At 65.4% G+C, this 20,368-nt stretch carries 15 protein-coding genes, 1 tRNA gene and 1 pseudogene; 10 read left to right on the top strand and 7 right to left on the bottom strand.

The features are described from left to right. Positions 1 to 17 precede the first annotated feature (17 nt). Positions 18 to 1,565 (top strand): DHA2 family efflux MFS transporter permease subunit, encoded by a 1,548-nt coding sequence (locus ACVWWW_RS07810; RefSeq protein WP_036141919.1) that lies wholly within the window; start codon positions 18 to 20, stop codon positions 1,563 to 1,565. Positions 1,566 to 1,871: 306 nt separating this feature from the next. On the opposite strand, the gene radA is transcribed toward ACVWWW_RS07810, so the two are convergent. Further along, positions 1,872 to 3,278, bottom strand: coding sequence for a DNA repair protein RadA (radA, locus tag ACVWWW_RS07805; protein WP_036141915.1), 1,407 nt, complete (start codon positions 3,276 to 3,278; stop codon positions 1,872 to 1,874). 177 nt (positions 3,279 to 3,455) lie between these two features. Here radA and ACVWWW_RS07800 point away from each other — a divergent pair, with 177 nt between their 5' ends. Further along, entirely contained in the window at positions 3,456 to 3,656 is a 201-nt protein-coding gene (locus ACVWWW_RS07800) for a hypothetical protein (protein WP_027082908.1), read from the top strand. Between the two features lie 27 nt (positions 3,657 to 3,683). On the opposite strand, the gene ACVWWW_RS07795 is transcribed toward ACVWWW_RS07800, so the two are convergent. From ACVWWW_RS07795 to ACVWWW_RS07780, 4 genes are read right to left on the bottom strand one after another with little or no spacing between them, the layout of a single operon-like run. Beyond that, a complete protein-coding gene (locus ACVWWW_RS07795) occupies positions 3,684 to 4,652 on the bottom strand; it encodes an aldose 1-epimerase (RefSeq protein ID WP_051235090.1) in 969 nt (322 codons plus the stop codon). Beyond that, positions 4,649 to 5,710 carry a galactokinase gene (gene galK / locus ACVWWW_RS07790; RefSeq protein WP_027082907.1) on the bottom strand — a complete coding sequence of 354 codons (1,062 nt, stop codon included), beginning with the start codon at positions 5,708 to 5,710 and terminating at the stop codon, positions 4,649 to 4,651. The genes ACVWWW_RS07795 and galK overlap by 4 nt, the downstream gene beginning before the upstream one ends. Next, positions 5,707 to 6,795, bottom strand: coding sequence for a galactose-1-phosphate uridylyltransferase (gene galT / locus ACVWWW_RS07785; RefSeq protein WP_027082906.1), 1,089 nt, complete (start codon positions 6,793 to 6,795; stop codon positions 5,707 to 5,709). Before galT ends, galK begins: the two co-directional genes overlap by 4 nt. Next, the gene (locus ACVWWW_RS07780; RefSeq protein ID WP_051235088.1) at positions 6,795 to 8,636 is read right to left on the bottom strand and encodes a glycosyl hydrolase 2 galactose-binding domain-containing protein; all 1,842 of its coding nucleotides are present in this window, start codon (positions 8,634 to 8,636) and stop codon (positions 6,795 to 6,797) included. The genes galT and ACVWWW_RS07780 overlap by 1 nt, the downstream gene beginning before the upstream one ends. A 77-nt stretch (positions 8,637 to 8,713) precedes the next feature. On the opposite strand from ACVWWW_RS07780, the gene ACVWWW_RS07775 reads away from it, so the two are divergent. The 3 genes and pseudogenes from ACVWWW_RS07775 to ACVWWW_RS07765 all read left to right on the top strand — a co-directional run bounded on the left by ACVWWW_RS07775 (position 8,714) and on the right by ACVWWW_RS07765 (position 13,385). After that, positions 8,714 to 9,976 carry a glycosyltransferase gene (locus ACVWWW_RS07775; RefSeq protein ID WP_196804362.1) on the top strand — a complete coding sequence of 421 codons (1,263 nt, stop codon included), beginning with the start codon at positions 8,714 to 8,716 and terminating at the stop codon, positions 9,974 to 9,976. Positions 9,977 to 9,996: 20 nt separating this feature from the next. Next, positions 9,997 to 11,182: pseudogene (gene glf / locus ACVWWW_RS07770) on the top strand (UDP-galactopyranose mutase). Positions 11,183 to 11,258: 76 nt separating this feature from the next. Next, positions 11,259 to 13,385 (top strand): family 1 glycosylhydrolase, encoded by a 2,127-nt coding sequence (locus ACVWWW_RS07765; protein ID WP_196804361.1) that lies wholly within the window; start codon positions 11,259 to 11,261, stop codon positions 13,383 to 13,385. A gap of 41 nt (positions 13,386 to 13,426) precedes the next feature. On the opposite strand, the gene ACVWWW_RS07760 is transcribed toward ACVWWW_RS07765, so the two are convergent. After that, the gene (locus tag ACVWWW_RS07760) at positions 13,427 to 15,394 is read right to left on the bottom strand and encodes an LTA synthase family protein (protein WP_036142496.1); all 1,968 of its coding nucleotides are present in this window, start codon (positions 15,392 to 15,394) and stop codon (positions 13,427 to 13,429) included. An 85-nt stretch (positions 15,395 to 15,479) separates the two neighbouring features. Between ACVWWW_RS07760 and ACVWWW_RS07755 the strand changes: the two genes are divergently transcribed. The 5 genes from ACVWWW_RS07755 (at position 15,480) to ACVWWW_RS07735 (ending at position 20,219) form a co-directional block, all read left to right on the top strand. After that, on the top strand, positions 15,480 to 16,244 hold the full coding sequence (locus ACVWWW_RS07755) for a response regulator transcription factor (RefSeq protein ID WP_456998667.1): 765 nt from the start codon (positions 15,480 to 15,482) through the stop codon (positions 16,242 to 16,244). Further along, entirely contained in the window at positions 16,241 to 17,464 is a 1,224-nt protein-coding gene (locus tag ACVWWW_RS07750) for a sensor histidine kinase (protein ID WP_027082902.1), read from the top strand. The genes ACVWWW_RS07755 and ACVWWW_RS07750 overlap by 4 nt, the downstream gene beginning before the upstream one ends. A gap of 144 nt (positions 17,465 to 17,608) precedes the next feature. After that, positions 17,609 to 18,409 (top strand): membrane protein, encoded by an 801-nt coding sequence (locus ACVWWW_RS07745; protein ID WP_027082901.1) that lies wholly within the window; start codon positions 17,609 to 17,611, stop codon positions 18,407 to 18,409. Positions 18,410 to 18,431: 22 nt separating this feature from the next. Beyond that, on the top strand, positions 18,432 to 19,136 hold the full coding sequence (locus tag ACVWWW_RS07740; RefSeq protein ID WP_027082900.1) for a hypothetical protein: 705 nt from the start codon (positions 18,432 to 18,434) through the stop codon (positions 19,134 to 19,136). A gap of 51 nt (positions 19,137 to 19,187) precedes the next feature. Next, entirely contained in the window at positions 19,188 to 20,219 is a 1,032-nt protein-coding gene (locus tag ACVWWW_RS07735; protein WP_027082899.1) for a YncE family protein, read from the top strand. Between the two features lie 73 nt (positions 20,220 to 20,292). Here ACVWWW_RS07735 and ACVWWW_RS07730 read toward each other — a convergent pair. Next, a tRNA-Thr gene (locus tag ACVWWW_RS07730) sits at positions 20,293 to 20,368 on the bottom strand.

The following is a 20,368-nucleotide window of genomic DNA, read 5'->3' as shown; positions in this document are numbered from 1 at the left end:
CTATTCGACAGGCATCCATGGCTGCTGCTGCCCCCGCTCCCGCCGGCTTCCGTCCGCCGAACCTCGCGCTCGCCACCATTGGCCTGGCGCTGGCGTCGTTCATGCAGGTGCTCGACACGACGATCGCCAACGTGTCGCTGCCGACCATCGCCGGCAATCTCGGCGCCAGTTCCAACCAGGCGACGTGGGTCATCACTTCGTTCGCCGTCAGCAACGCGATCGCGCTGCCGCTGACCGGTTACATGACGCGCCGCTTCGGCGAGGTCAAATTGTTCACGTGGGCGACGCTCGCGTTCGTCGTCGCGTCGCTGCTGTGCGGCCTTGCCAATTCGATGGGCCTGCTGGTCGTCGCGCGTGCGCTGCAGGGTTTCGTCGCGGGCCCGATGTATCCGGTCACGCAGGCGCTGCTGATCTCGATCTATCCACCCAACAAACGAGGGCAAGCCATCGCGCTATTGGCGATGGTGACCGTCGTCGCGCCGATCGCCGGCCCCATCCTCGGCGGCTGGATCACCGACAACTACAGCTGGGAATGGATCTTCTTCATCAACATTCCCATCGGCATCTTCTCCAGCTTCGTCGTACGCGCGCAGCTGAAGGAACGTCCGGTAACGCTGCAGAAGCCGAAGATGGATTACGTCGGACTGGCGACGCTGGTGCTGGGCGTCGGCGCGCTGCAGACGCTGCTCGATCTCGGCAACGACGAGGACTGGTTCAACTCGCCGCGCATCGTGGTGCTGGCCATCATCTCGGCGATCTCGCTCGCGGTGTTCATCATCTGGGAACTCACCGAGAAGGACCCGATCGTCAACCTGCGCCTGTTCCGCCATCGCAACTTCAGCGCGGGCACGGCGGCAATGGTGATGGCGTACGCGGCATTCTTCAGCGTGGGCCTGCTGGTGCCGCTGTGGCTGCAGCGCAACCTCGGGTACACGGCGATCTGGGCGGGCTTCGCGAGCGCGCCGATCGGCATCCTGCCCGTCATCCTCACGCCGTTCGTGGGCAAGTACGCGCAACGCTTCGACCTGCGCGTGCTGGCGAGCTTCGCCTTCGTGGTGATGGCGACCACTAGCTTCATCCGCTCGGGCTTCAACCTCGACGTCGACTTCCATCGCGTCGCGATGGTGCAGCTGTGGCAGGGCCTCGGCGTCGCGCTGTTCTTTATGCCGGTGCTGACGATCCTGCTGTCGGACCTGGAACCGCATGAGATCGCGGCGGGCTCGGGTTTGGCGACGTTCGTGCGAACGCTCGGCGGCAGTTTCGCGGCGTCGCTGACGACGTGGGCGTGGAACCAGCGCACGACGATCCACCATGCGCAGCTGACCGAAAGCATCAATGCCTACGATCCGGCGATCCAGCAGACGGTGCAGCAGCTGGGCCAGGGCGACCTGCAGCGTGGCGCGTTCGTGATGGAGCGGATGATTTCGCAGCAGGCGGTGCAGATCGGGTTCAACGAGATCTTCCACGTGCTGGGGATCGTGTTTCTCGTCGTGATCGCGTTTGTCTGGGTGGCTAAGCCGCCGTTTGCGGCGAAGGCGGGGCCGGCTGTGGCGGGTGGGCACTGACGCTTTCGCTTCGGGTGGACGGCGCTGTTCGTCGTCCAACGGGCGGACGTTTGGGTCGAGGTTTGAGCAGCGCAAGCGTTTCGTGCACTGACGCGCCCGAGTTACTTTTCTTTGCTGGTGCAAAGAAAAGGTAACCAAAAGAAAGCACCTTCCCCGATCAGATCTACAGCTCGCGATCGTGTGGGTTTCCTACGATCCGCACACTCGCCATCCTGGCTCGGGTGCGGACGGCGCGCGTCCTGCGCGCCGCCCTTCGGGTCTTACGGTTTGTGTTGGTGGCCGACGGCTCTTGTGTCGGCTCTGCACTTAGGCGTGTTCGAGGGCGTCTGCGAGACGCTCGACGGCGATTACTTCCATGCCCGCTACCTTGCCGGACTTCGGGGCATTGGCCTTCGGCACGATGGCGCGCTTGAAGCCGTGTGTGGCGGCTTCTTTGAGGCGTTCTTCGCCGTTGGGGACGGGGCGGATTTCGCCGGAGAGGCCGACTTCGCCGAAGGCGACGGTGTTCTCACCCAGCGGCCGGTCGCGTAGTGACGAGAGCACGGCGAGCAGCAGCGGTAGGTCGACCGCGGTTTCCTGCACGCGGATGCCGCCGACGACGTTGACGAAGACGTCCTGGTCGCCGACGGCGATGCCGCCGTGTCGATGCAGCACGGCGAGCAGCATCGCCAGACGATTGCCTTCCATGCCGACGGCGACGCGTCGCGGGTTCGACAGCGGGGACTGGTCGACCAGTGCCTGCACTTCGACCATCAGCGGCCGCGTGCCTTCGCGCGTCACCATGACGCAGCTTCCGGGCTGCGCCTGACGGCTGCCGGACAGGAAGATCGCGGACGGGTTCGGCACCTCGCGCAGGCCCTTGTCGCCCATCGCGAACACGCCGAGTTCGTTGATCGCACCGAAGCGGTTCTTGAAGGCGCGCAGCACGCGGAAACGGCTGCCGGATTCGCCCTCGAAATACAGCACGGCGTCGACCATGTGTTCGAGCACGCGCGGGCCGGCGATGCCACCTTCCTTGGTAACGTGGCCGACCAGAAACACGGCGGTGCCGGTTTCCTTCGCATAGCGGACGAGTCGCGCCGCACTCTCACGCACCTGGCTCACCGAGCCCGGCGCGGCGGTGAGCGTTTCCGTCCACAGCGTCTGGATGGAGTCGGCGACGATCAGTCGCGGGCCCATCGGCGCGGCCTGTTCGAGGATGCGTTCGATGCAGGTTTCCGCCAACGCGTGCACGCCTTCGAGCGGCAGCCCGAGTCGCACCGCGCGACCCGCAACCTGCGCCAGCGATTCTTCGCCAGTGACGTAAAGCCCCGGCATGTTGTGCGCCATCTGCGTGACTGCCTGCAGCAGCAGCGTCGACTTGCCGATGCCGGGGTCGCCGCCGACCAGGACGACCGATCCGGGCACCAGGCCACCACCAAGCACGCGATCGAACTCGCCGATGCTGGTGGTTTCGCGCGATTCCTCGGAGACCGTGACGTCCTTGAGCGCGGTGATCGCCGGCGGATCGATCTTGCCGGCCCAGCCGCTGCGCCGGCTCTGCGCGACGCCCGCCTTTTCGGGCAGCGCCGCCTCGATCGCGATCTCGCTCAGCGTGTTCCAGCGGCCGCAGTCCGTGCACTGCCCCTGCCACTTGTTGTGCTCCGACCCGCACTCCGCGCAGACGTATGCGGTGTTGCGGCGCGCGCTGGACTTGCCGGACTTCCCGATCATCGAACCCCTCCGTTGAACCCGAAGGGTAAACGCCGGAGGTCGCAGCCGCTAAGACCCTGAACGCGCAAGTCGGGCGACGCCCCCGGCCGCGACGTCCGCATGCCCTTTTTCCCGCCGCTGAAATCGGCGTAACGACCTCGCCGCTAGCGTCGAACCGTCCAACACGGAGGCGCCGACATGACCGACCGCAACAGCCACGACACCGGCAAGAACATCGGCCAGGGAATCGCCGGGATCAACGATAACCAGCGCCGCGACCAGCTCAACCGCGGTGGCGATCAGCGCACGCAGGACCAGCGCGACGTTCGCTCGTCATCCGAAGACGATGGCCGCGCGAAGGACGACCCGAGCCGCGCACCGGAATCCGGCACGCCCTGACTCTGACGATGCTGCACTGACCACGCGTCAGTGCAGCGAGTTCTCCGTCGCCTCGACGCGCAGGCGGAACGTGGCCGCGAAACGCCCGCCCGGCTCGACGACCGTCAGGTTCTCGTGCGAACGCAGCGCATCGGCCGGCGCCGTCATGGGTTCGAGCGAGATGTAGTCGTGCCCGTCCGGTGCGTAGATCTGCGCGAAACGGAAGTTCTCGAGGAAGTCGACGCTTATGCGGCGCCCGTTGCCGGCGATCGACATGGTCGGGCTGTCGCTGGTGAACGCGAAGCCGTGATCGAACTCGACGTGCGCGAGGCGGTCGTCGTACGCGGGAAGATGCGTGCGATCGCCGACGGGCAGCAGCAATTCATCGAGCACGATGCCGTCCATCGCAGGCAACGTGAGCTGCCACTGGTCGCGACCGATGCCCGGTAGGCCGATATAGGGATGGAAACCGAAGCTCACCGGCACGCGCACGCCCGCATTCGCGAGCACGGCGGTTTCGATGGTGAGGCCGAGGCCGTCGAGCGTCGCGGTCATCTCGACTTCGTGCTCGAACGGGAACACGGCAAGCAATTCGGGGCGATTCCACTGCAGGCGACTGCGCACCCGGCGATCGGTCGCTTCCTGCACGCGCCATTCGAGCTTCGGCCACGGCACGCCGTGGATGATCGTGTCGTTCCAGTCCTTCATCACCCACGGCGACGCCTTGTCGAGCTCGACGGAACGGTCGTCGAATTCGTACTGCGTGCCCCGAATGCGATTGGCGTACGGATAGTTGAGCGGGATGCCGATCGACATGCCGGTCGCCAGCGCTTCGTCCATCTCGTCGATGCGCCGAAGTATCTCTTCGCCGCGATGCTTCAGCGACGTGCAGATCATGCCCTGCTCGGGACGGAACACCGCGAGCAGCTCGCCCGCGGCGAGCGTGTGGGTGCGCGGTTGCGTCGAACGCGCGGTCGTGCCACTCGTGGCCGTTTGCGGTGTTTCCTGCGTCGTCATGCGTTCCCCTCCGGCACCAGCACGCGCCCACGTTCGCCGTAGCTCGCGACGACTTCGCGGCCCACGCGTTCCGCCTCGCCTTCGCGGCACAAGGCAACGCAGGCGCCGCCGAAACCCGCACCCGTAAGCCGCGCCCCGAATACCGACGGATGCTTCTGCAGCAGGTCGACGAGCCGATCGAGTTCGGGCACGGAGACTTCGTAATCGTCGCGAAGGCTGGCGTGCGAGGCGTTCATGAGCTCGCCGAACTCGCGGGCGTCGACACCCTCGACAGCACGCAGCACGCGCGCGTTCTCGCTGACCACGTGACGCGCGCGCCGGCGCTGCGGTTCGCCCAGCGACTCCACGCGCGACACATCGTCGACATCTCGCAGGGCGGAAACGCCGAGCGTCTTTGACGCCGCCTCGCACTCGTCGCGCCGCGTGTTGTATGCGCTCGATGCCAGCGATCGACTGAGCCCCGAGTCGATCACAAGAACCTCGGTTCCCGCCGGGCGCGGCACCAGCCGACGTTCGAGCGTTCGGGTGTCGAGGAACAGCATCTGCGTGGAATCGGCGAGGCTCGACGCCATCTGATCCATGATTCCGCAGTTGACGCCGGCGTAGTCGATCTCCGCACGCTGCGCCATCTGAGCGATGCGCACGTCGTCGACGTCGAGCTTGAGTAGCTCGCGCAGTGCGCGGAGCGTTGCCACTTCCAGCGCCGCGCTGGACGACAGGCCAACGCCCATCGGCACGTCCGAATGCATGTAGATGTCGAGGTACGGCACCTCGACGCCCATATCCATGACGCCGCGGATGCAACCGTAGACGTAGTGCGCGAAGTGATCGCCCGGCAGCCCGTCGCGCTCGAAGCGCGATTCGCTGGCGAGGTCGGCCGCGTGCACGACGAATGCACCACCGCGGTTCACGCGCATCGAGACGGTGGTCTTCTGCGGAATCGCGGTCGGCAGCACGTAACCGTCGTTGTAATCCGTGTGCTCGCCGAGCAGGTTCACGCGGCCGGGCGCGGACGCCACGACGTCGGGAGGAAAACCGAAAATGCCTTCGAAACTCATGCGTCGATGTCCACGTCGATCTGTTGCAGGTCGCGCGCCTTGTCTTCCGGCAGCGCATCCATCGCGAACCAGCCGGCCGCCAGCTCCGTGCCGGCGAGATACTTCAGGCGGTCGCGCGTTCGGTACGGCGGATAGAACTCGGCGTGAAGGTGCGATTCGGGATGCGGGCGGCCGTCGAGCGGGGCCTGGTACCACGCCATCAGGTACGGGAACGGCCGATCCCACATCGCGTCGTACTTCATCAGCACGGTCTTGAGCGCGCGTGCGAGATCGGTACGTTGCGCGTCGCTGAGGTCACGGAACGTCGCGACAGGTTCGATCGTCGCGACCCAGACTTCATATGGATAACGCGCCGCTGCCGGGACGAATGCGACGGCGTGGTCGCCGCGATAGACGATGCGCTGCGCATCCTCGATCTCACGTGCGATGTGATCCCGCAGCACGCCGCGGCCCGTGCGTGCGTGGTACGCCTCGGCGACCTGCTGCATCCGCGCTGGTACCGGTGGCACCGATGGATACGCGTAAATCTGCCCGTGCGGATGGTGGAGCGTCACACCGACTTCTGCGCCGCGATTCTCGAACGGCAACACGTACCGGATCTCGTCGAGCGCACCGAGTCGTGCGGTGCGATCCGCCCACACCTGCAGCAACAGCTCGATGTGCGAAAGCGGAAGTCGCCCCAGCGACGACAGCCGATCCTGCGTGAACACCACGACCTCGCACTTGCCCGTACCCGGCGCGGTGTCCACGATGGACGCTGGCACTTCGTCGGCCGCAAGGCTCAGCGACGGAAAGCGATTGTCGAATACCGCGACATCCCAATCGCCAACGGGCAATTCGGTCGGCGCGCCCGCATCGACCGTCACGGCGAGCGGGTTGTATTCCGGCGGCGGCAGGAATGTGCGGTCCTGTCGATACGCGGCGTACGTGATCCACTCGTCGCGCAATGGATGACGACGCAGGTGCGGGCTGCGACCCAGCGGATCGCGAAACGGACTCGGCGCCTCGCCGACGTCCGTGATCGCCTCACGCGCATAGAGCGTGAGCGCGCGACCATCCGGCTTGGTCAGCTCGACGACATGCATCAGGCGGCGCCCTGGATGTACGTGCGCGACATCTGCACCACTGCGCGGATCTGTTCGAGTGGAATCTTCGGCACGCGGTCCTCCGTCAGCAGGCCGTTCGCTTCCTGGAACGTGTCGGCGAACTGGGTATAGCAATAGCCGGAGAACAACGCGGTGTAGGTGACGGCCTCGATCAGCTCCTTGAAGCGACGCGTGAATTCATCCGCTTCGTCGGCGACGGAATAGCCCCAGACCTGCGCCTCGCCCGTCGCCTCGCCTTCCATGCTCGGCTTCTGCGATCGCGTGTCGAACGCGATGCCGCCGAACTCGGTGAGCACGATGGGCTGGCCGCGGTGCGGAAAGCCGTCGAGTGTGAGGATGCGCCCACCGGGCCGGCGTCGATCGAACAATTGCTCCGTCGTCACTTCCGGGCCATAGCGCTGGCGGATGTGATCGACGTTCGCGTCGTAATCGTGGATACCGATGATGTCGGTCGCGCTGCTTTCCCACCCGTCGTTGCCGATGACGGGGCGTGTCGGGTCCAGTGTCTTCGTCAGGCTGTAAAGCGCAGCCACCGCATGTTGATGAGCGCCGACCGTGGTGAGCTCGGGCACGCCCCAGGATTCGTTGAACGGAACCCAGGTGATGATGCATGGGTGGCTGAAGTCGCGTTCAATGGCCTCCGACCACTCGCGCACAAGGCGCTTGATCGCCGTGCGCGTGAAGCGATAGCACGAGGGCATTTCTTCCCACACGAGAAGCCCGAGGCGATCCGCCCAATACAGATAGCGCGGACTTTCGATCTTCTGGTGCTTGCGCACGCCGTTGAAGCCCATCGCCTTCGCGAGCTCCACGTCGTAACGCAACGCGGCGTCGCTTGGCGCGGCGAGCAGCGTGTCCGGCCAGTAGCCCTGGTCGAGAACGAGCTTGAGGTGGTACGGCCGACCGTTGAGCATGAAGCGGTCGCGCAGCACGCCGATCGAGCGCAATGCCGTGTACGACTGCACCTCGTCGATCACGACATCGCCGCGACGCAGCCGAACCGTCGCCGCGAGCAGCGTCGGTTTCTGCGGGCTCCACAGCAGTTCGTTGCGGAAATCGTCGATGCCCGGATCGGACAGGATGATGCGTCGATCGACTTCGCCGTCAATCACTCTGTAGCGATCGTCCGCCAACAACTTCTCACCGTGGTGGACCTGCACGTCGACCGAAAGGCCTTCGGTGTCGCCGCCGACGATGCGTGCTTCGAACGTCAGCGCGAAGCCTTCGACATGCGGCGTCCAGCGGATCTTCTGGATGTGCGTGCGCGAAACCTTTTCGAGCCACACCGTCTGCCAGATGCCCGTCGTACGCGGATACCAGATCGAGTGCGGTTCGAGCTGCCAATCCTGCTTGCCACGCGGCTTGTTCAGTTCCTGCGGATCGTCTTCGACGTAAACACTGACGACCTGCGGGCCTGAAGCGTTCAGCGCTTCGGTGATGTCGACCTGGAACGGCGTATGGCCACCTTCGTGACTCGCGACGGGTTGGCCGTTGACCCATACCTTCGCGAAGTAATCGACCGCACCGAAATGCAGGATGACACGTTCGCCTTCTGTCGCCTCTACGTCGAAATCACGCTGATACCAGCAAGCTTTGTGAAACCCGCGATCTCCGACGCCGCTGCGCGTCGACTCGATCGGGAACGGCACAACGATCTGCAACGGCCATTGATCGATGTCTCGCGGGTGTGCGTAGCGCTTCTCGTTGTCGAAGGCGAACCGCCACGGTCCGTCGAGCGACTGCCAATGCGCGCGTCGCAGTTGCGGGCGTGGATAAGCCTCGTCGTCGCAGAACTGCGATGCGTCAGCAAGTGGTGTCATCGATCCGGGTTCTGGCTTCACTTCGTCGAGATGTCGTTAATACAAGACTCATTTTTAACCAATTCAGTGAGAGCGCCATGTCAAAGGAAAGAGATGCGTCGGCCAACGACTCGACTGCAACATTCACGGACGGCCATGGCAACGGCGCGTCCAATGCCGCTTCGGCGGCGGTCTCGGGTGCTTTGAACGACGGGCGTGACGACTTTCCGATCATCGTCCACTGCCATCTGCGCTGGGATTTCGTCTGGCAGCGCCCGCAGCAGATCTTCTCGCGCCTCGCGAAGAAGCATCCGATCCTCTTCATCGAAGATCCGGTGATCGCCGAAGGCGAACCCCACCTTGCGATCGACGAGCCGTATCCGAATCTCGTGCGCATCGTTCCGCAGATCCCGCAGCACCTCGCGGTGAACGCCGACAAGGACGCCGAGATCTTCCTTCCGCAGATCCGCCAGGCGCTTCGTACGCATCCGCGCCTGGCCGGCCGCTTCGACCAGCCCGTGCACTGGTTCTATTCGCCGATGCCCGCGCCCGGTTACATGGGTCAGTTCGGTGCCGTCGGTGTCGTCTACGACTGCATGGACGAGCTCGCGAACTTCCGTTTCGCGCCCGCCGACATCGCCGACCGCGAGCGTTTCGTCATGTCGAACGCCGATGTCGTGTTCACCGGCGGCTACCAGCTGTTCGATTCCAAGTCGAAGCATCACGACAACGTGCATGTGTACGGCTGTGGCGTCGATGTCGAGCACTATTCGCAGGCGCGTAACCCGGCGACCGAGATTCCCGCCGCGGTCGCTGCTGCGCCCGGTCCTCGCTTCGGCTACTTCGGCGTGATCGACGAGCGCTTGGACTACGAGCTGATCTCCGCCCTCGCCGACCGCTTCCCTGAAGCGTCGATCGTGATGGCCGGCCCGCTGGCGAAGGTCGACCCGAACGACCTGCCGAAGCAGTCGAACATCCACTGGCTCGGCCAGCAGCGTTACGAAGACCTGCCGGCCATCGTCAAGGGTTTCGACGTCTGCCTGATGCCGTTCGCATTGAACGAAGCGACCAAGTACATCAACCCGACCAAGACGCTCGAATACATGGCGGGCGGCAAGCCCATCGTGTCGACCGCGGTCGCCGACGTGGTGCGCAACTTCGTGCCGCTCGTCGATGTCGCCTACTCGCAGACCGAGTTCCTCGATGCCGTCGAGCGCGCATGGCGCAAGCCCAATGCCGACCTGCTCGCGCAGGGCGTGCAGCGCGCGGAGGACTCGTCGTGGGATTCGACGGTCGAAGCCATGCGCAACGACGTGCAGCAGGCGGTGTGGAACGCCGTGCCGAAGCAAGCCGCCGCCTAATACCAAGGAGCAATTCCGACATGAAGACAGACGTTCTGATCGTAGGCGCCGGTTTTTCCGGCTCGGTCGTCGCACGCGAGCTCGCCGAGCGCGGCTATGAAGTGCTGGTGATCGACAAGCGCGACCACATCGGCGGCAACGCCTACGACCGCAAGGATGCGCACGGCATCCTGATCCACCCGTACGGCCCGCACATCTTCCACACCAACGCCGACCGCATCGCCGAGTACCTGTCGAACTTCACCGACTGGCGCCCGTACGAGCATCGCGTGCTGGCGAAGGTCGACGAGAAGCTTGTCCCGATCCCGATCAACATCGACACGGTCAATGCGCTGTATGGCATGGACCTGAACGAGGGAAACGATCCAGTCCTTCTACGACTCGGTCCGCGAGCCGCGCGAAAAGATCCGCACGTCGGAAGACGTGGTGGTCAACGCCGTCGGCCAGGATCTGTACGAGAAGTTCTTCCGTGGCTACACGCGCAAGCAGTGGGGCCTAGATCCGTCGGAGCTCAATGCATCCGTCGCCGCGCGTGTTCCGACGCGCACGAACCGCGACGATCGCTACTTCACCGACAAGTTCCAGAAGATGCCGGCTGAGGGCTACACCAAGATGTTCGAGCGCATGCTCGACCATCCCTCGATCAAGGTCGAAACCGGCGTGGACTTCTTCGAAGTGCGCGAGCGGGTCGATGCGTCGCACATCGTCTACACGGGCCCGCTCGATACGTTCTATGCCAACTGCTACGGCCCGCTGCCGTACCGTTCGCTGCGTTTCGAACACGAGCATCTGGCGGATACCGAGTGGTACCAGTCGGTCGGCACGGTGAACTTCCCGAACGACTACGACTACACGCGCACCACCGAGTTCAAGCACCTGACCGGCCAGCAGCATCGCGGAACGTCGCTGGTGCGCGAGTTCCCGCAGGCCGAAGGCGACCCCTACTACCCGGTGCCGCGTCCGGAGAACGAGCTGCTGTTCAAGCGTTACGAGGCGCTGGCCGAGCGCGAGCAGAACGTCACGTTCGTCGGCCGCCTTGCGCAGTACCGCTACTACAACATGGACCAGTGCGTAGGCGCGGCGCTCAAGTCGGTCGAGTACATCCTCGAGAAGATGGGCGACGACTCCGAACGCGCACCGGCCGAGCTGGTGGTGGCACGTTCGGCGGCGAACGCACCCGCGCCGCTCATCGCTGCGAAGCGCTGATCGGCACGAGGTGGTGGTGATGCGGTCGAGTGGCAGGTTGGAGCTTTGGGGTGGCGTGGAGTGCACGGTCAACCGCGTGGGTGACCGGTACATCGAGCAACTCGAGCGCAACGAGCATTGGAAGCGGCTGGACGATCTCGACCGCTTCGCCGCGCTGGGCATCCGCGCGATCCGCTACCCCGTGTTGTGGGAGCAGGTCGCGCCGTTCGGGCTGGACTCCGCGGACTGGACCCGGCCCGACGAACGCCTGTCGCGTCTTCGCGAGCTGGGTGTGCAGCCCATCGTCGGGCTGGTGCATCACGGCAGCGGCCCGATCGATACCAGCCTGGTCGACCCGCTGTTCCCCGAGAAGCTCGCGACCTACGCACGTGCGGTCGCCGAGCGCTTTCCGTGGGTCGAACACTGGACGCCGGTCAACGAACCGCTGACCACCGCGCGTTTCTCGGGCCTGTACGGGCTGTGGTATCCGCACGGCAGCGACGAGAAGACATTCCGCGAATGCCTCTTCAACGAGGTCCGCGGCGTGATCCTCGCGATGCGTGCGATCGAGTCGGTGAATCCGAATGCGAAGCTCGTGCAGACGGACGATCTTGGCAAGACGTACAGCACGCCGCTGCTCGACTACCAGGCCTACTTCAACAACGAACTGCGCTGGCTCGGCTGGGATCTGCTCTGCGGTCGCGTCGACGAATCGCACTACCTGTGGGAATGGCTGACCACGCGTTGCGGTGCGACGCCGGACGAAGTCCTCTGGTTCCGCGACAACGCGCGTGCGCCCGACATCATCGGCGTCAACCACTACATCACCAGCGAACGCTTTCTCGACGACAACGCGGACGCGTACCCCGAACATCACCAGGGCGGCAACGGCGTGCATCGCTATGCCGACGTGGAAGCGGCGCGCGTCCTCGCTTCGCCCACCGGCGGCATCCGCCCGCTGATCGAGGAATGCTGGGAACGCTTCGGCCTGCCGATCGCCGTTACCGAAGCGCATATCGACGCGCGTCGCGAAGACCAGCTGCGTTGGCTCGCCGAGATCTGGCGTGGTTGCGAGCAGTGCATCGACGAAGGCATCGACGTTCGCGCGGTTACCGTCTGGGGCATGCTCGGCCTGTACGACTGGAATTGCCTGCTGACCGACGTTCGCGACTATTACGAGTCGGGCGCGTTCGACGTGCGCGGTGGCACGCCACGCCCGACGGCGGTGGCGCACCTGATGCGTGATCTGTCGAGTGGCGGTGTTCCTCCACATCCGGTGCTGGCCGGCAAGGGCTGGTGGCATCGCCCGGAGCGCTACTTCGCGAAGCCCGTCCGCGTGCGCGGCCTCGAGTTTCCGAAGCGCCCGGACACGGGCGCCAACCGCGCGCCCATCCTCATCACCGGCGCGACCGGCACGCTGGGACGCGCGTTCGCGCGCATCTGCAAGGAGCGCGACATCGCGTGCCGCGTGCTCGGTCGCGACGAAATGGACATCGCCGAACCCGATTCCATCGAACGCGCGATCGATGCGTATGCGCCTTGGGCGATCATCAATGCGGCTGGCTATGTGCGCGTCGACGATGCGGAACACGACGCCGAGCGCTGCTTCCGCGAGAACACGGTCGGCCCCGCGAACCTCGCGGCGGCGTGCGCGCGTCACCACCTATCGCTGGTGACGTTCTCGTCCGATCTCGTATTCGACGGCGAACGCGATTCGCCCTACGTCGAAACCGATTCGACGCGGCCGCTCAACGTGTATGGCGAGAGCAAGGCGCGTGCCGAGCAGCTCGTTCTCGACCGCCATCCGGATGCGCTGGTGGTCCGAACGAGTTCGTTCTTCGGCCCATGGGACCGTCATAACTTCATCACCATCGCGCTGGACACGCTCGGCCGGGGCGACTCGTTCATCGCCGCCGACGACATGACGGTGTCGCCGACCTACGTGCCGGACCTGGTGCATGCGTGCGTCGATCTGCTGATCGACGGCGAGTCCGGCATCTGGCATCTCGCGAACGAAGGCGAGATCACCTGGGCCGACCTAGCACTACGTGCGGCAACGCTGGCCGGTGTCGATACGCAGCGTCTGGAAGTATCGAGCGATCACGTCGATCGCCTGCCGGCGCGACGCCCGCGCTACAGCGCGCTGACCACGCGACGCGCGTTCCCCCTGCCCTCACTCGACGACGCGCTGGGCCGCTACGTTCGCGATCGCGCGATGCATTGACGGTGGCGCTGCGATCGAGCGCAGCGCCACTAAAACGCAGCTTACTGATGCGCCGACGGTGAAGGCTTCGCGGCCAGCGGGCGGAACGGCGTCGCCATCGCACCGCTGTGGAAGGCCTCAGCGGCCGTCTGGTAGTAGCTGATCGCGTCAAACGTCAATGCGGGCACCTCCGGCAGCGGCGGCTGCGGGTCGTCCCCATTCCATGCGGGCTTCAACGTGTCGACACGGCGATGCGGCGCGAGCTGCACGAGATGCGTGGGCGTCAGATAGCCCAGCAGTTCGTAGGTGCCGATAAATGCGCGTTCGGGCTTCGTCTGCATGACGTCGACACCGTAGAACCGGCTCCGGTAATCCATGCCGAGCATCCCAAGCAGCGTCGGCGGGATATCAATCTGGCTCATCAGGCCGTCGAAGCGACCGGGCGCGACGTTCGCCGGCGAATAGATCCACATCGGGATGTGGTACCGGAACGTCGGCATGTCGGCGCGGCCTGCGCTCGACGCGCAGTGGTCGGCGGTGATCACGAAGATGGTGTCGTGGAACCAGGGATGCGTTCGTGCGCGTCGCAGGAAATCGCCGAGCGCCCAGTCGGTATAGCGAACCGCGCCAACGCGATCGTGCTGCTTGAAGTCGCCGCGCCCGACCGGGAACGTGTACGGGCGGTGGTTCGACGTGGTCATGACGTGCGCGAAGAACGGCTTGCCGCTCGCGGAGGTCCGGTCCCACGTCTGCATAGCGAACGTGTAGAGGTCCTCGTCGGCGACGCCCCATACGGTGGCGTGGTGGATCTGCGCCTTCGGAATCTCCGCGCGGTCGTGGATCGTGTAGCCGTTCTGCCCGAAGAACTCGTCCATGTTGTCGAAGGCGCCGTAGCCCCCGTACACGAACGAGGACTCGTAGCCCTTGCTGTTGAAGACCTTGCTTAGCGTGAACAGATTCTCGTTGCCTGGCCGCTTGACGATGGATTCGCCGGGGGTCGGCGGCACCGCGAGCGATAGCGCTTCCAGACCGCGCACCGTGCGCGTACCGGTCGCATAGAGCTGCGTGAAAAGCAGGCTCTGCGACGTGATGGCATCGAGATTCGGCGTCATGGATTGCTTCGCGCCGTACGTCCCCGAGTACTCCGCGGAGAAACTCTCGACACTGATCAGCACCACGTTGAGCCGGCGCTCCGGCGCCGCGTTGTGGATCGTGCGGTCGATGCCCGTCGGCGCGTCGAACGTCGCGTCCGGCGTGCTCACGCCCGCGCGAACACGCGCTTCCGCGTCGCGCGTCGCGACGGTGCGGTAGTACTGCTCGTAGTCGAGCGACGGGTTCCGGTACGCGGCGAAGAACTGGTAGATGCCGTTGCCTTCCAGCTCGTCGGCGTAGTGGTTGCCGGTTCGCACCTTCATGTCCGAGGTGACCAGCCACGTCGACAGGCCGCAGGCGACGCACCACACAATGACGACCACCACGCGGCCGGCGAGCGTGGTGCCGTCATCCGGAATGCGGCGCCAGCGCCTGGTGAAGTAGAACGCTCCCACGGTCACCAGCGCAATCGCGCAAAGCAGCGGCACCACCGGGTACGACTCGCGGATGTTGCCGAGCACCTCGGTCGTATAGACGAGATAGTCGACCGCGATGAAGTTGAAGCGCGACTGGAACTCTTCCCAGAACGTCCACTCCGACAGCGCGACGAACAACATCAGCGCGAGCAGCACGAGGCAGAGCCCGCCCACGACAATGCGTCCGCCGCGGCTCATCAGCCAACGCCTTGGCAACACTGCGAGCAACAGCACCAGCGGTATCGCAAGGTAGAGATAGGTCAGGACATCAAAAAACAGTCCGACGCCAAACACCGCGCCGAGCACCTGCGGCGAATGCGGCACGCCGCTGCCGGTGGCGATCAGCAGCACCAGGCGCGTCGCGGTCGAGACGAACAGGAAGCACAGCAGCAGCCACGACAGCGGGCGGAAACGGCCCGGAAGCCACGCGGGAGACAGAGCAGCGGAATCGGGTGGTGACATCGGCATTATTCGGGAACGGCTTCGGCAGGTTCGGCGCGAAGCATGTAACGCGCGCTCAGGCGAATCTCAGCGCGCCGTTAAACACGTGCGCACGTCGCAGTTCCGCGTCGATCTGGCCGGTGTCGCACCCGTGTGGCACGCTGGCGAAATGTCGACGCCGTCGCTACTTCCATCGCCTGCAGGGCTGCGCGTACTGCTCGTCGAGGACCAGTACGACATCGCGGCAAACATCTGGGACTTCCTGGATCGCCGCGGTTACGAGGTCGACCACTGCGCGGACGGCGCGAGCGGCCTGCAAGCGGCGATGACGCGCGCCTTCGACGTCATCGTGCTCGACCTCGGCCTGCCCCGCCTTGACGGCCTCGACCTATGCCGCAGACTGCGCGATGCAGGCCATGGCGTCGCGATCCTCATCCTCACGGCACGCGACACACTCGACGACAAGCTGCGCGGCTTCGCCGAGGGCGCCGACGACTACATGGTGAAACCGTTCGAGCTGCGCGAACTCGAAGCGCGCATCCGCGTGCTGCATCGGGCGAGCCGTCCGGCCAACGCAGTCATCGAGTACGGCCCGCTTGCGTACGACGCGTCGGAAATGGTCGCGGTGCGCGAGGGTCAGCGCATCCCGCTTACACGCCTGCAGGGAATGCTGCTGAAGGTCCTGCTGGACGAGGCGCCCCGCGTCGTCTCGCATACGCGCCTGCTCGACGAGGCCTGGCCCGACGGCAGCGACGACGTCGCGTCGCTGCATACGCAGATCTATGACTTGCGCATGCTCATCGACCGCCCGTTCGACGCACCGCTGCTGCATTCGGTGCGCGGTGTCGGCTACCGGATCCGCCTGCCATGAACACGTCGATGCCGCTGCGAAGGCGCGTCACCCTCGCCTTCCTGTTGCTGGGCTTCCTGCTCAGCCTGACGTTTGCGCTGGCGGCCGTCGCGATTACTGAGGATTACGAGTCCGTCGTCGCGCGCGAGATCCTGCGTGGTCAGGCCGAGGACTACAGCCTGCGACTGTCGAACGGGCTGCCCTCGCAGCTTCCGCAGACGCATCGCCTCAGCGGGTATCTCAGCAACCCGCCGTCCGCATACGCCGCATATCCGCCCGGTGTTCGCGAAGACCCGTTGCACGACGGCGTTCACGTCGGTGTTTTCGACGTTCCCGCTGGCCGGCTGTACTTCGTCATCAACCTTGCCGACATCGAAGCGCTCGAGCGCCACCTGCATGCGACGCTCGCGGCGATCGTGCTGCTCGGCACGCTGGCCTCGGGATGGCTGGGCTGGCTGCTTGCGCGCCGCTCGCTCGCGCCGGTTACGACGCTGGCTGCGGCGGTCGACCGCCTGCCGCTGGTGCCGGTTCGCAGCGATCTGGCCGCCGATGCGAGCCCCGACGATCTCGGCCGCCTCGCCGAAGCGATCGACCGCTATCAGTCGCGTCTCGTCGATGCGCGCGAACAGGAACAGGCGTTCTTCGCCGACGCGAGCCACGAACTGCGAACGCCCGTGGCTGTCGTGCGCGGCGCCGCGGAGCTGCTGCGCGAGGACGCAGCGCCCGTGCCCGCACTGACGCCGCGACTGGATCGACTGGATCGCGGCGTCGCCGACCTGGCCGACCTGCTCGAAATCCTGTTGCGACTCGCTCGAGGCCAACGCAGCGAGATCGAACCGCGCGACGCGGCATCTTGGTCCCGCAGCGTGATCGAGGACGCACTGTCGCGGTTCGCACCGAACATCCACGTTCGTGTCGAAGCATCGGACGTGCAATGGAGGTTGCCTGGCCACGACGCGGCGCTCGTGCTGCGGGCCGTCGCTCGCGACATCGTTCCCGCCGGCGCGTCCGGAACGCTCGTCGCGAACGTAACCCCGCACGGTATCGAGTTCGCAACGACCGATGCACGGATACCCGACAGCGGGCGACCGCGCGGCCCGGTACGAAGTGATCGCGGTATCGGTGCCGGCCTGCTCGGACGCTTGGCTCACGCGCATGGCTGGACGGTCGATGGCGTGGTGGGTCGCGCCGTCGTGCGATGGAACGAGGCGGCGGTCACGTCAGCAAGCGTTGCGCCTTAACGCGCTGCTGAGCATCGATCCATAGGCTGCGATCGAGCATGGCGTGAGCCGTCTACTACCGTCGCCAAGCGCCCCGCGTCGTGGCGACACCCACATCGTGACGACACCGCACCGCTCCACCGCAGCCGAACCGGAACCAGACGGATGAACCAAAGAGACCTCCGCGACGTCGCCAGCAAAGTCCCCGCGATCACTCTCGCGTTCTGGATCATCAAGATCCTCGCGACGACACTCGGCGAGATCGGAGGCGACGCGGTCACCATGTCGTGGCTGGGCGAAACGACGCCGGAAGCAAGCGCGAGTGCGTGGCACCCCGGTTACCTCATCGGCACTGCGATATTCGCGGTGATCTTCGGTATCGCCGTGGCACTGCAGATCCGCGCGCGGCGCTTCAACCCGTGGATGTACTGGACGACGATCGTCGCGAGCACGACGGTCGGAACGACGCTGGCGGACTTCGCCGATCGATCGCTCGGCATCGGCTACACCGGCGGCTCGACGCTACTGCTCGCGCTGCTGCTGGCCTCCCTATTCACTTGGTATCGGACGACCGGCACCATCGCCGTCGACAGTGTTCGCGACCCGCGCTCCGAGCTCTTCTACTGGCTGACGATCACCTTCTCGCAGACGCTGGGCACCGCGCTTGGCGATTGGGTCGCCGACACACAAGGTCTTGGCTACGTCGGCGGAATCGAGATCTTCGGTGGGCTGCTCGTGCTCGTCGCGATCCTCTACTTCACGACACGCATCTCGCGAACGGCGCTGTTCTGGGCGGCATTCGTGCTGACGCGTCCGTTGGGTGCCGTGGTCGGTGATTTCCTCGACAAGCCGATCGCGAAAGGTGGCCTGGAGCTGAGCCGCTACACCGGCTCGATCGCGCTACTGGTCGCGATCGCCATCTGCATCGCGGTGTTTCCGCAGCGCCCGGCAACGCGCCCGCACTGACGTGCGAGCCGTTGCAGCGCTGATGCTGTTGGCCGCTTCGTTCGTGGCGCACGCGCAGGCCGGGCCGCCAATGATCACAAACGATCCCGACACTCCCGGTGCCGGCGTCTGGGAAATCAACATCGCCGCGACCGGTTCGACACAACCTCACGGCGAAACACTCGATGCGCCGGACCTCGACATCAACCGCGGCGTGGGCGATCGCATCCAGTTGTCGGTGCACGCAGCGTGGGCGCATGCGCGCGCGCGCGACGCGTGGTCGTCGGGCCTCGGCGACGTCGAGCTCGGAATGCGCTACCGCTTTCTCGATGCGGACGACGACGGAATTTCGCTCGCGGTGCAGCTTCTCTACATCCGCGGCTGGTCCGCCGCCGCGCGTCGGCGCGGGCTGGCGTCCGATCATCCGGAATGGGTGCTGCCGGTCCAGCTGGCGCGCCCGCTCGCAACGTTCAGCGTCGGCATGGAAGTCGCGCGCCACTTCGTCGAACACGATGCGGACGCGTGGCAGGCGGGCGTTTTCGTCGCGCACGACTGCTTCGGCGGCGACTGCCTGGCCGAGGTGAACACGACCCGCGTCGACGGCGACGCGTCGCGTACGACCTACAACGTCGGTGCACGCCATCCGATCGCCAAGAACATCCTGCTGATGGCATCTCTCGGACGCGAGAGTGGCGCGGGCGAGCCTGCGTCGGTCGTGTCCTACATCGGTCTGCAGTACGTGCACTGATTTCGCGCATCACGCTCGACCACACCACCTCTCCACTTTCTAGGAACGCCCATGCGACTGTCATTGCTCGGACTCTCGGCCGCACTCGTGCTTGCGGGTTGCGCCTCATCCGGCGCGGCCAACACGTCGTACGCGGTGGTCTCACACTGGCCGGTCGCGGGTGCAGGCCATTGGGACCTGCTCGACGTCGACTCGCAGGCGCATCGGCTCTACGTCAGCCGCGGCGATCGCGTGCAGGTGATCGATACCGATTCGGGTCGGCTCGTCGGCGAAATCAAGGACACGCCCGGCGTGCACGCCATCGCGCTGGCTCCGAAGCTCGGCCGCGGCTTTTCCACCGACGGAAAGACCGATCGTGTCACCGAATTCGACCTGAAAACGCTCGCGACGATTCGAACGATTGCCGTCGCCGGACATTCACCCGACGCCGTTCTTTATGACGATGCGACCGGGCGTCTGTTGGTGTTCAACGCACGCAGCAACAACGCATCGGTCATCGATCCGGTCGCTGGTCGCGAGATCGCGACGATCGCCTTCGACGGCAACCCGGAGCTTCCGGCGAGTGACGGCGCAGGCCACGTATTCGTCAACATCGAAGACCGCGGCGAAGTGGTCGACATCGACGCACGATCAGCAAAGGTGCTGCACACATGGACGCTCGCCGGGTGCGAAGAGCCCACGGGCCTCGCGCTCGACGCAGCGCACGCACGCCTGTTCTCCGCCTGCGCGAATGGCGTCATGGCGGTGACAGATGCGCGCGATGGTCACGCCATCGCACGCATTCCGATCGGCGAAGGCCCCGATGGCCTCGCGTTCGATGCGTCACGCGGCGACGTGCTGGTGCCGAACGGCCGCAGCGGCACCCTCACCGTCGTCCACGAAACCGCGCCCGATCGCTTCGACGTCGTGCAGACGCTGCCGACGCGGGCGAGCGCACGCACGATCGTCCTGGATGCGAAGACACACCGCGCCTACCTGCCGGCCGCGCAGTTCGGACCGAAACCTGCCGGTGTCGACGAAGACGCGCGTCCGCCGATGATCGACGGCAGCTTCGAGATTCTGGCGGTCGGTCCCGCGCCGTAGTCGACGAGCCGAATCGACCGGCGGACCAAAGAAAAAGGCTTGCACGCCGTCGCATGCAAGCCTTTCCTTTATCTGGTGCCGGAAATAGGAATCGAACCTACGACCTACGCATTACGAATGCGCCGCTCTACCAACTGAGCTATTCCGGC

This window comes from Lysobacter sp. HA18, assembly GCF_054057595.1.
The sequence above is the reverse complement of the archived record's forward strand: the minus strand, read 5'-3'. Positions and strand labels throughout refer to the sequence as shown.

Bases quoted from the DNA above. Each gene is read 5' to 3' on its own strand.
- ACVWWW_RS07750 (WP_027082902.1), top strand. From the start codon at position 16,241: ATGAACACGTCGATGCCGCTGCGAAGGCGCGTCACCCTCGCCTTCCTG.
- ACVWWW_RS07745 (WP_027082901.1), top strand. From the start codon at position 17,609: ATGAACCAAAGAGACCTCCGCGACGTCGCCAGCAAAGTCCCCGCGATC.
- ACVWWW_RS07795 (WP_051235090.1), bottom strand. From the start codon at position 4,652: ATGACGACGCAGGAAACACCGCAAACGGCCACGAGTGGCACGACCGCG.
- ACVWWW_RS07740 (WP_027082900.1), top strand. From the start codon at position 18,432: ATGCTGTTGGCCGCTTCGTTCGTGGCGCACGCGCAGGCCGGGCCGCCA.
- ACVWWW_RS07810 (WP_036141919.1), top strand. From the start codon at position 18: ATGGCTGCTGCTGCCCCCGCTCCCGCCGGCTTCCGTCCGCCGAACCTC.
- radA (WP_036141915.1), bottom strand. From the start codon at position 3,278: ATGATCGGGAAGTCCGGCAAGTCCAGCGCGCGCCGCAACACCGCATAC.
- ACVWWW_RS07760 (WP_036142496.1), bottom strand. From the start codon at position 15,394: ATGTCACCACCCGATTCCGCTGCTCTGTCTCCCGCGTGGCTTCCGGGC.
- ACVWWW_RS07735 (WP_027082899.1), top strand. From the start codon at position 19,188: ATGCGACTGTCATTGCTCGGACTCTCGGCCGCACTCGTGCTTGCGGGT.
- ACVWWW_RS07780 (WP_051235088.1), bottom strand. From the start codon at position 8,636: ATGACACCACTTGCTGACGCATCGCAGTTCTGCGACGACGAGGCTTAT.
- ACVWWW_RS07800 (WP_027082908.1), top strand. From the start codon at position 3,456: ATGACCGACCGCAACAGCCACGACACCGGCAAGAACATCGGCCAGGGA.
- ACVWWW_RS07775 (WP_196804362.1), top strand. From the start codon at position 8,714: ATGTCAAAGGAAAGAGATGCGTCGGCCAACGACTCGACTGCAACATTC.
- galT (WP_027082906.1), bottom strand. From the start codon at position 6,795: ATGCATGTCGTCGAGCTGACCAAGCCGGATGGTCGCGCGCTCACGCTC.
- galK (WP_027082907.1), bottom strand. From the start codon at position 5,710: ATGAGTTTCGAAGGCATTTTCGGTTTTCCTCCCGACGTCGTGGCGTCC.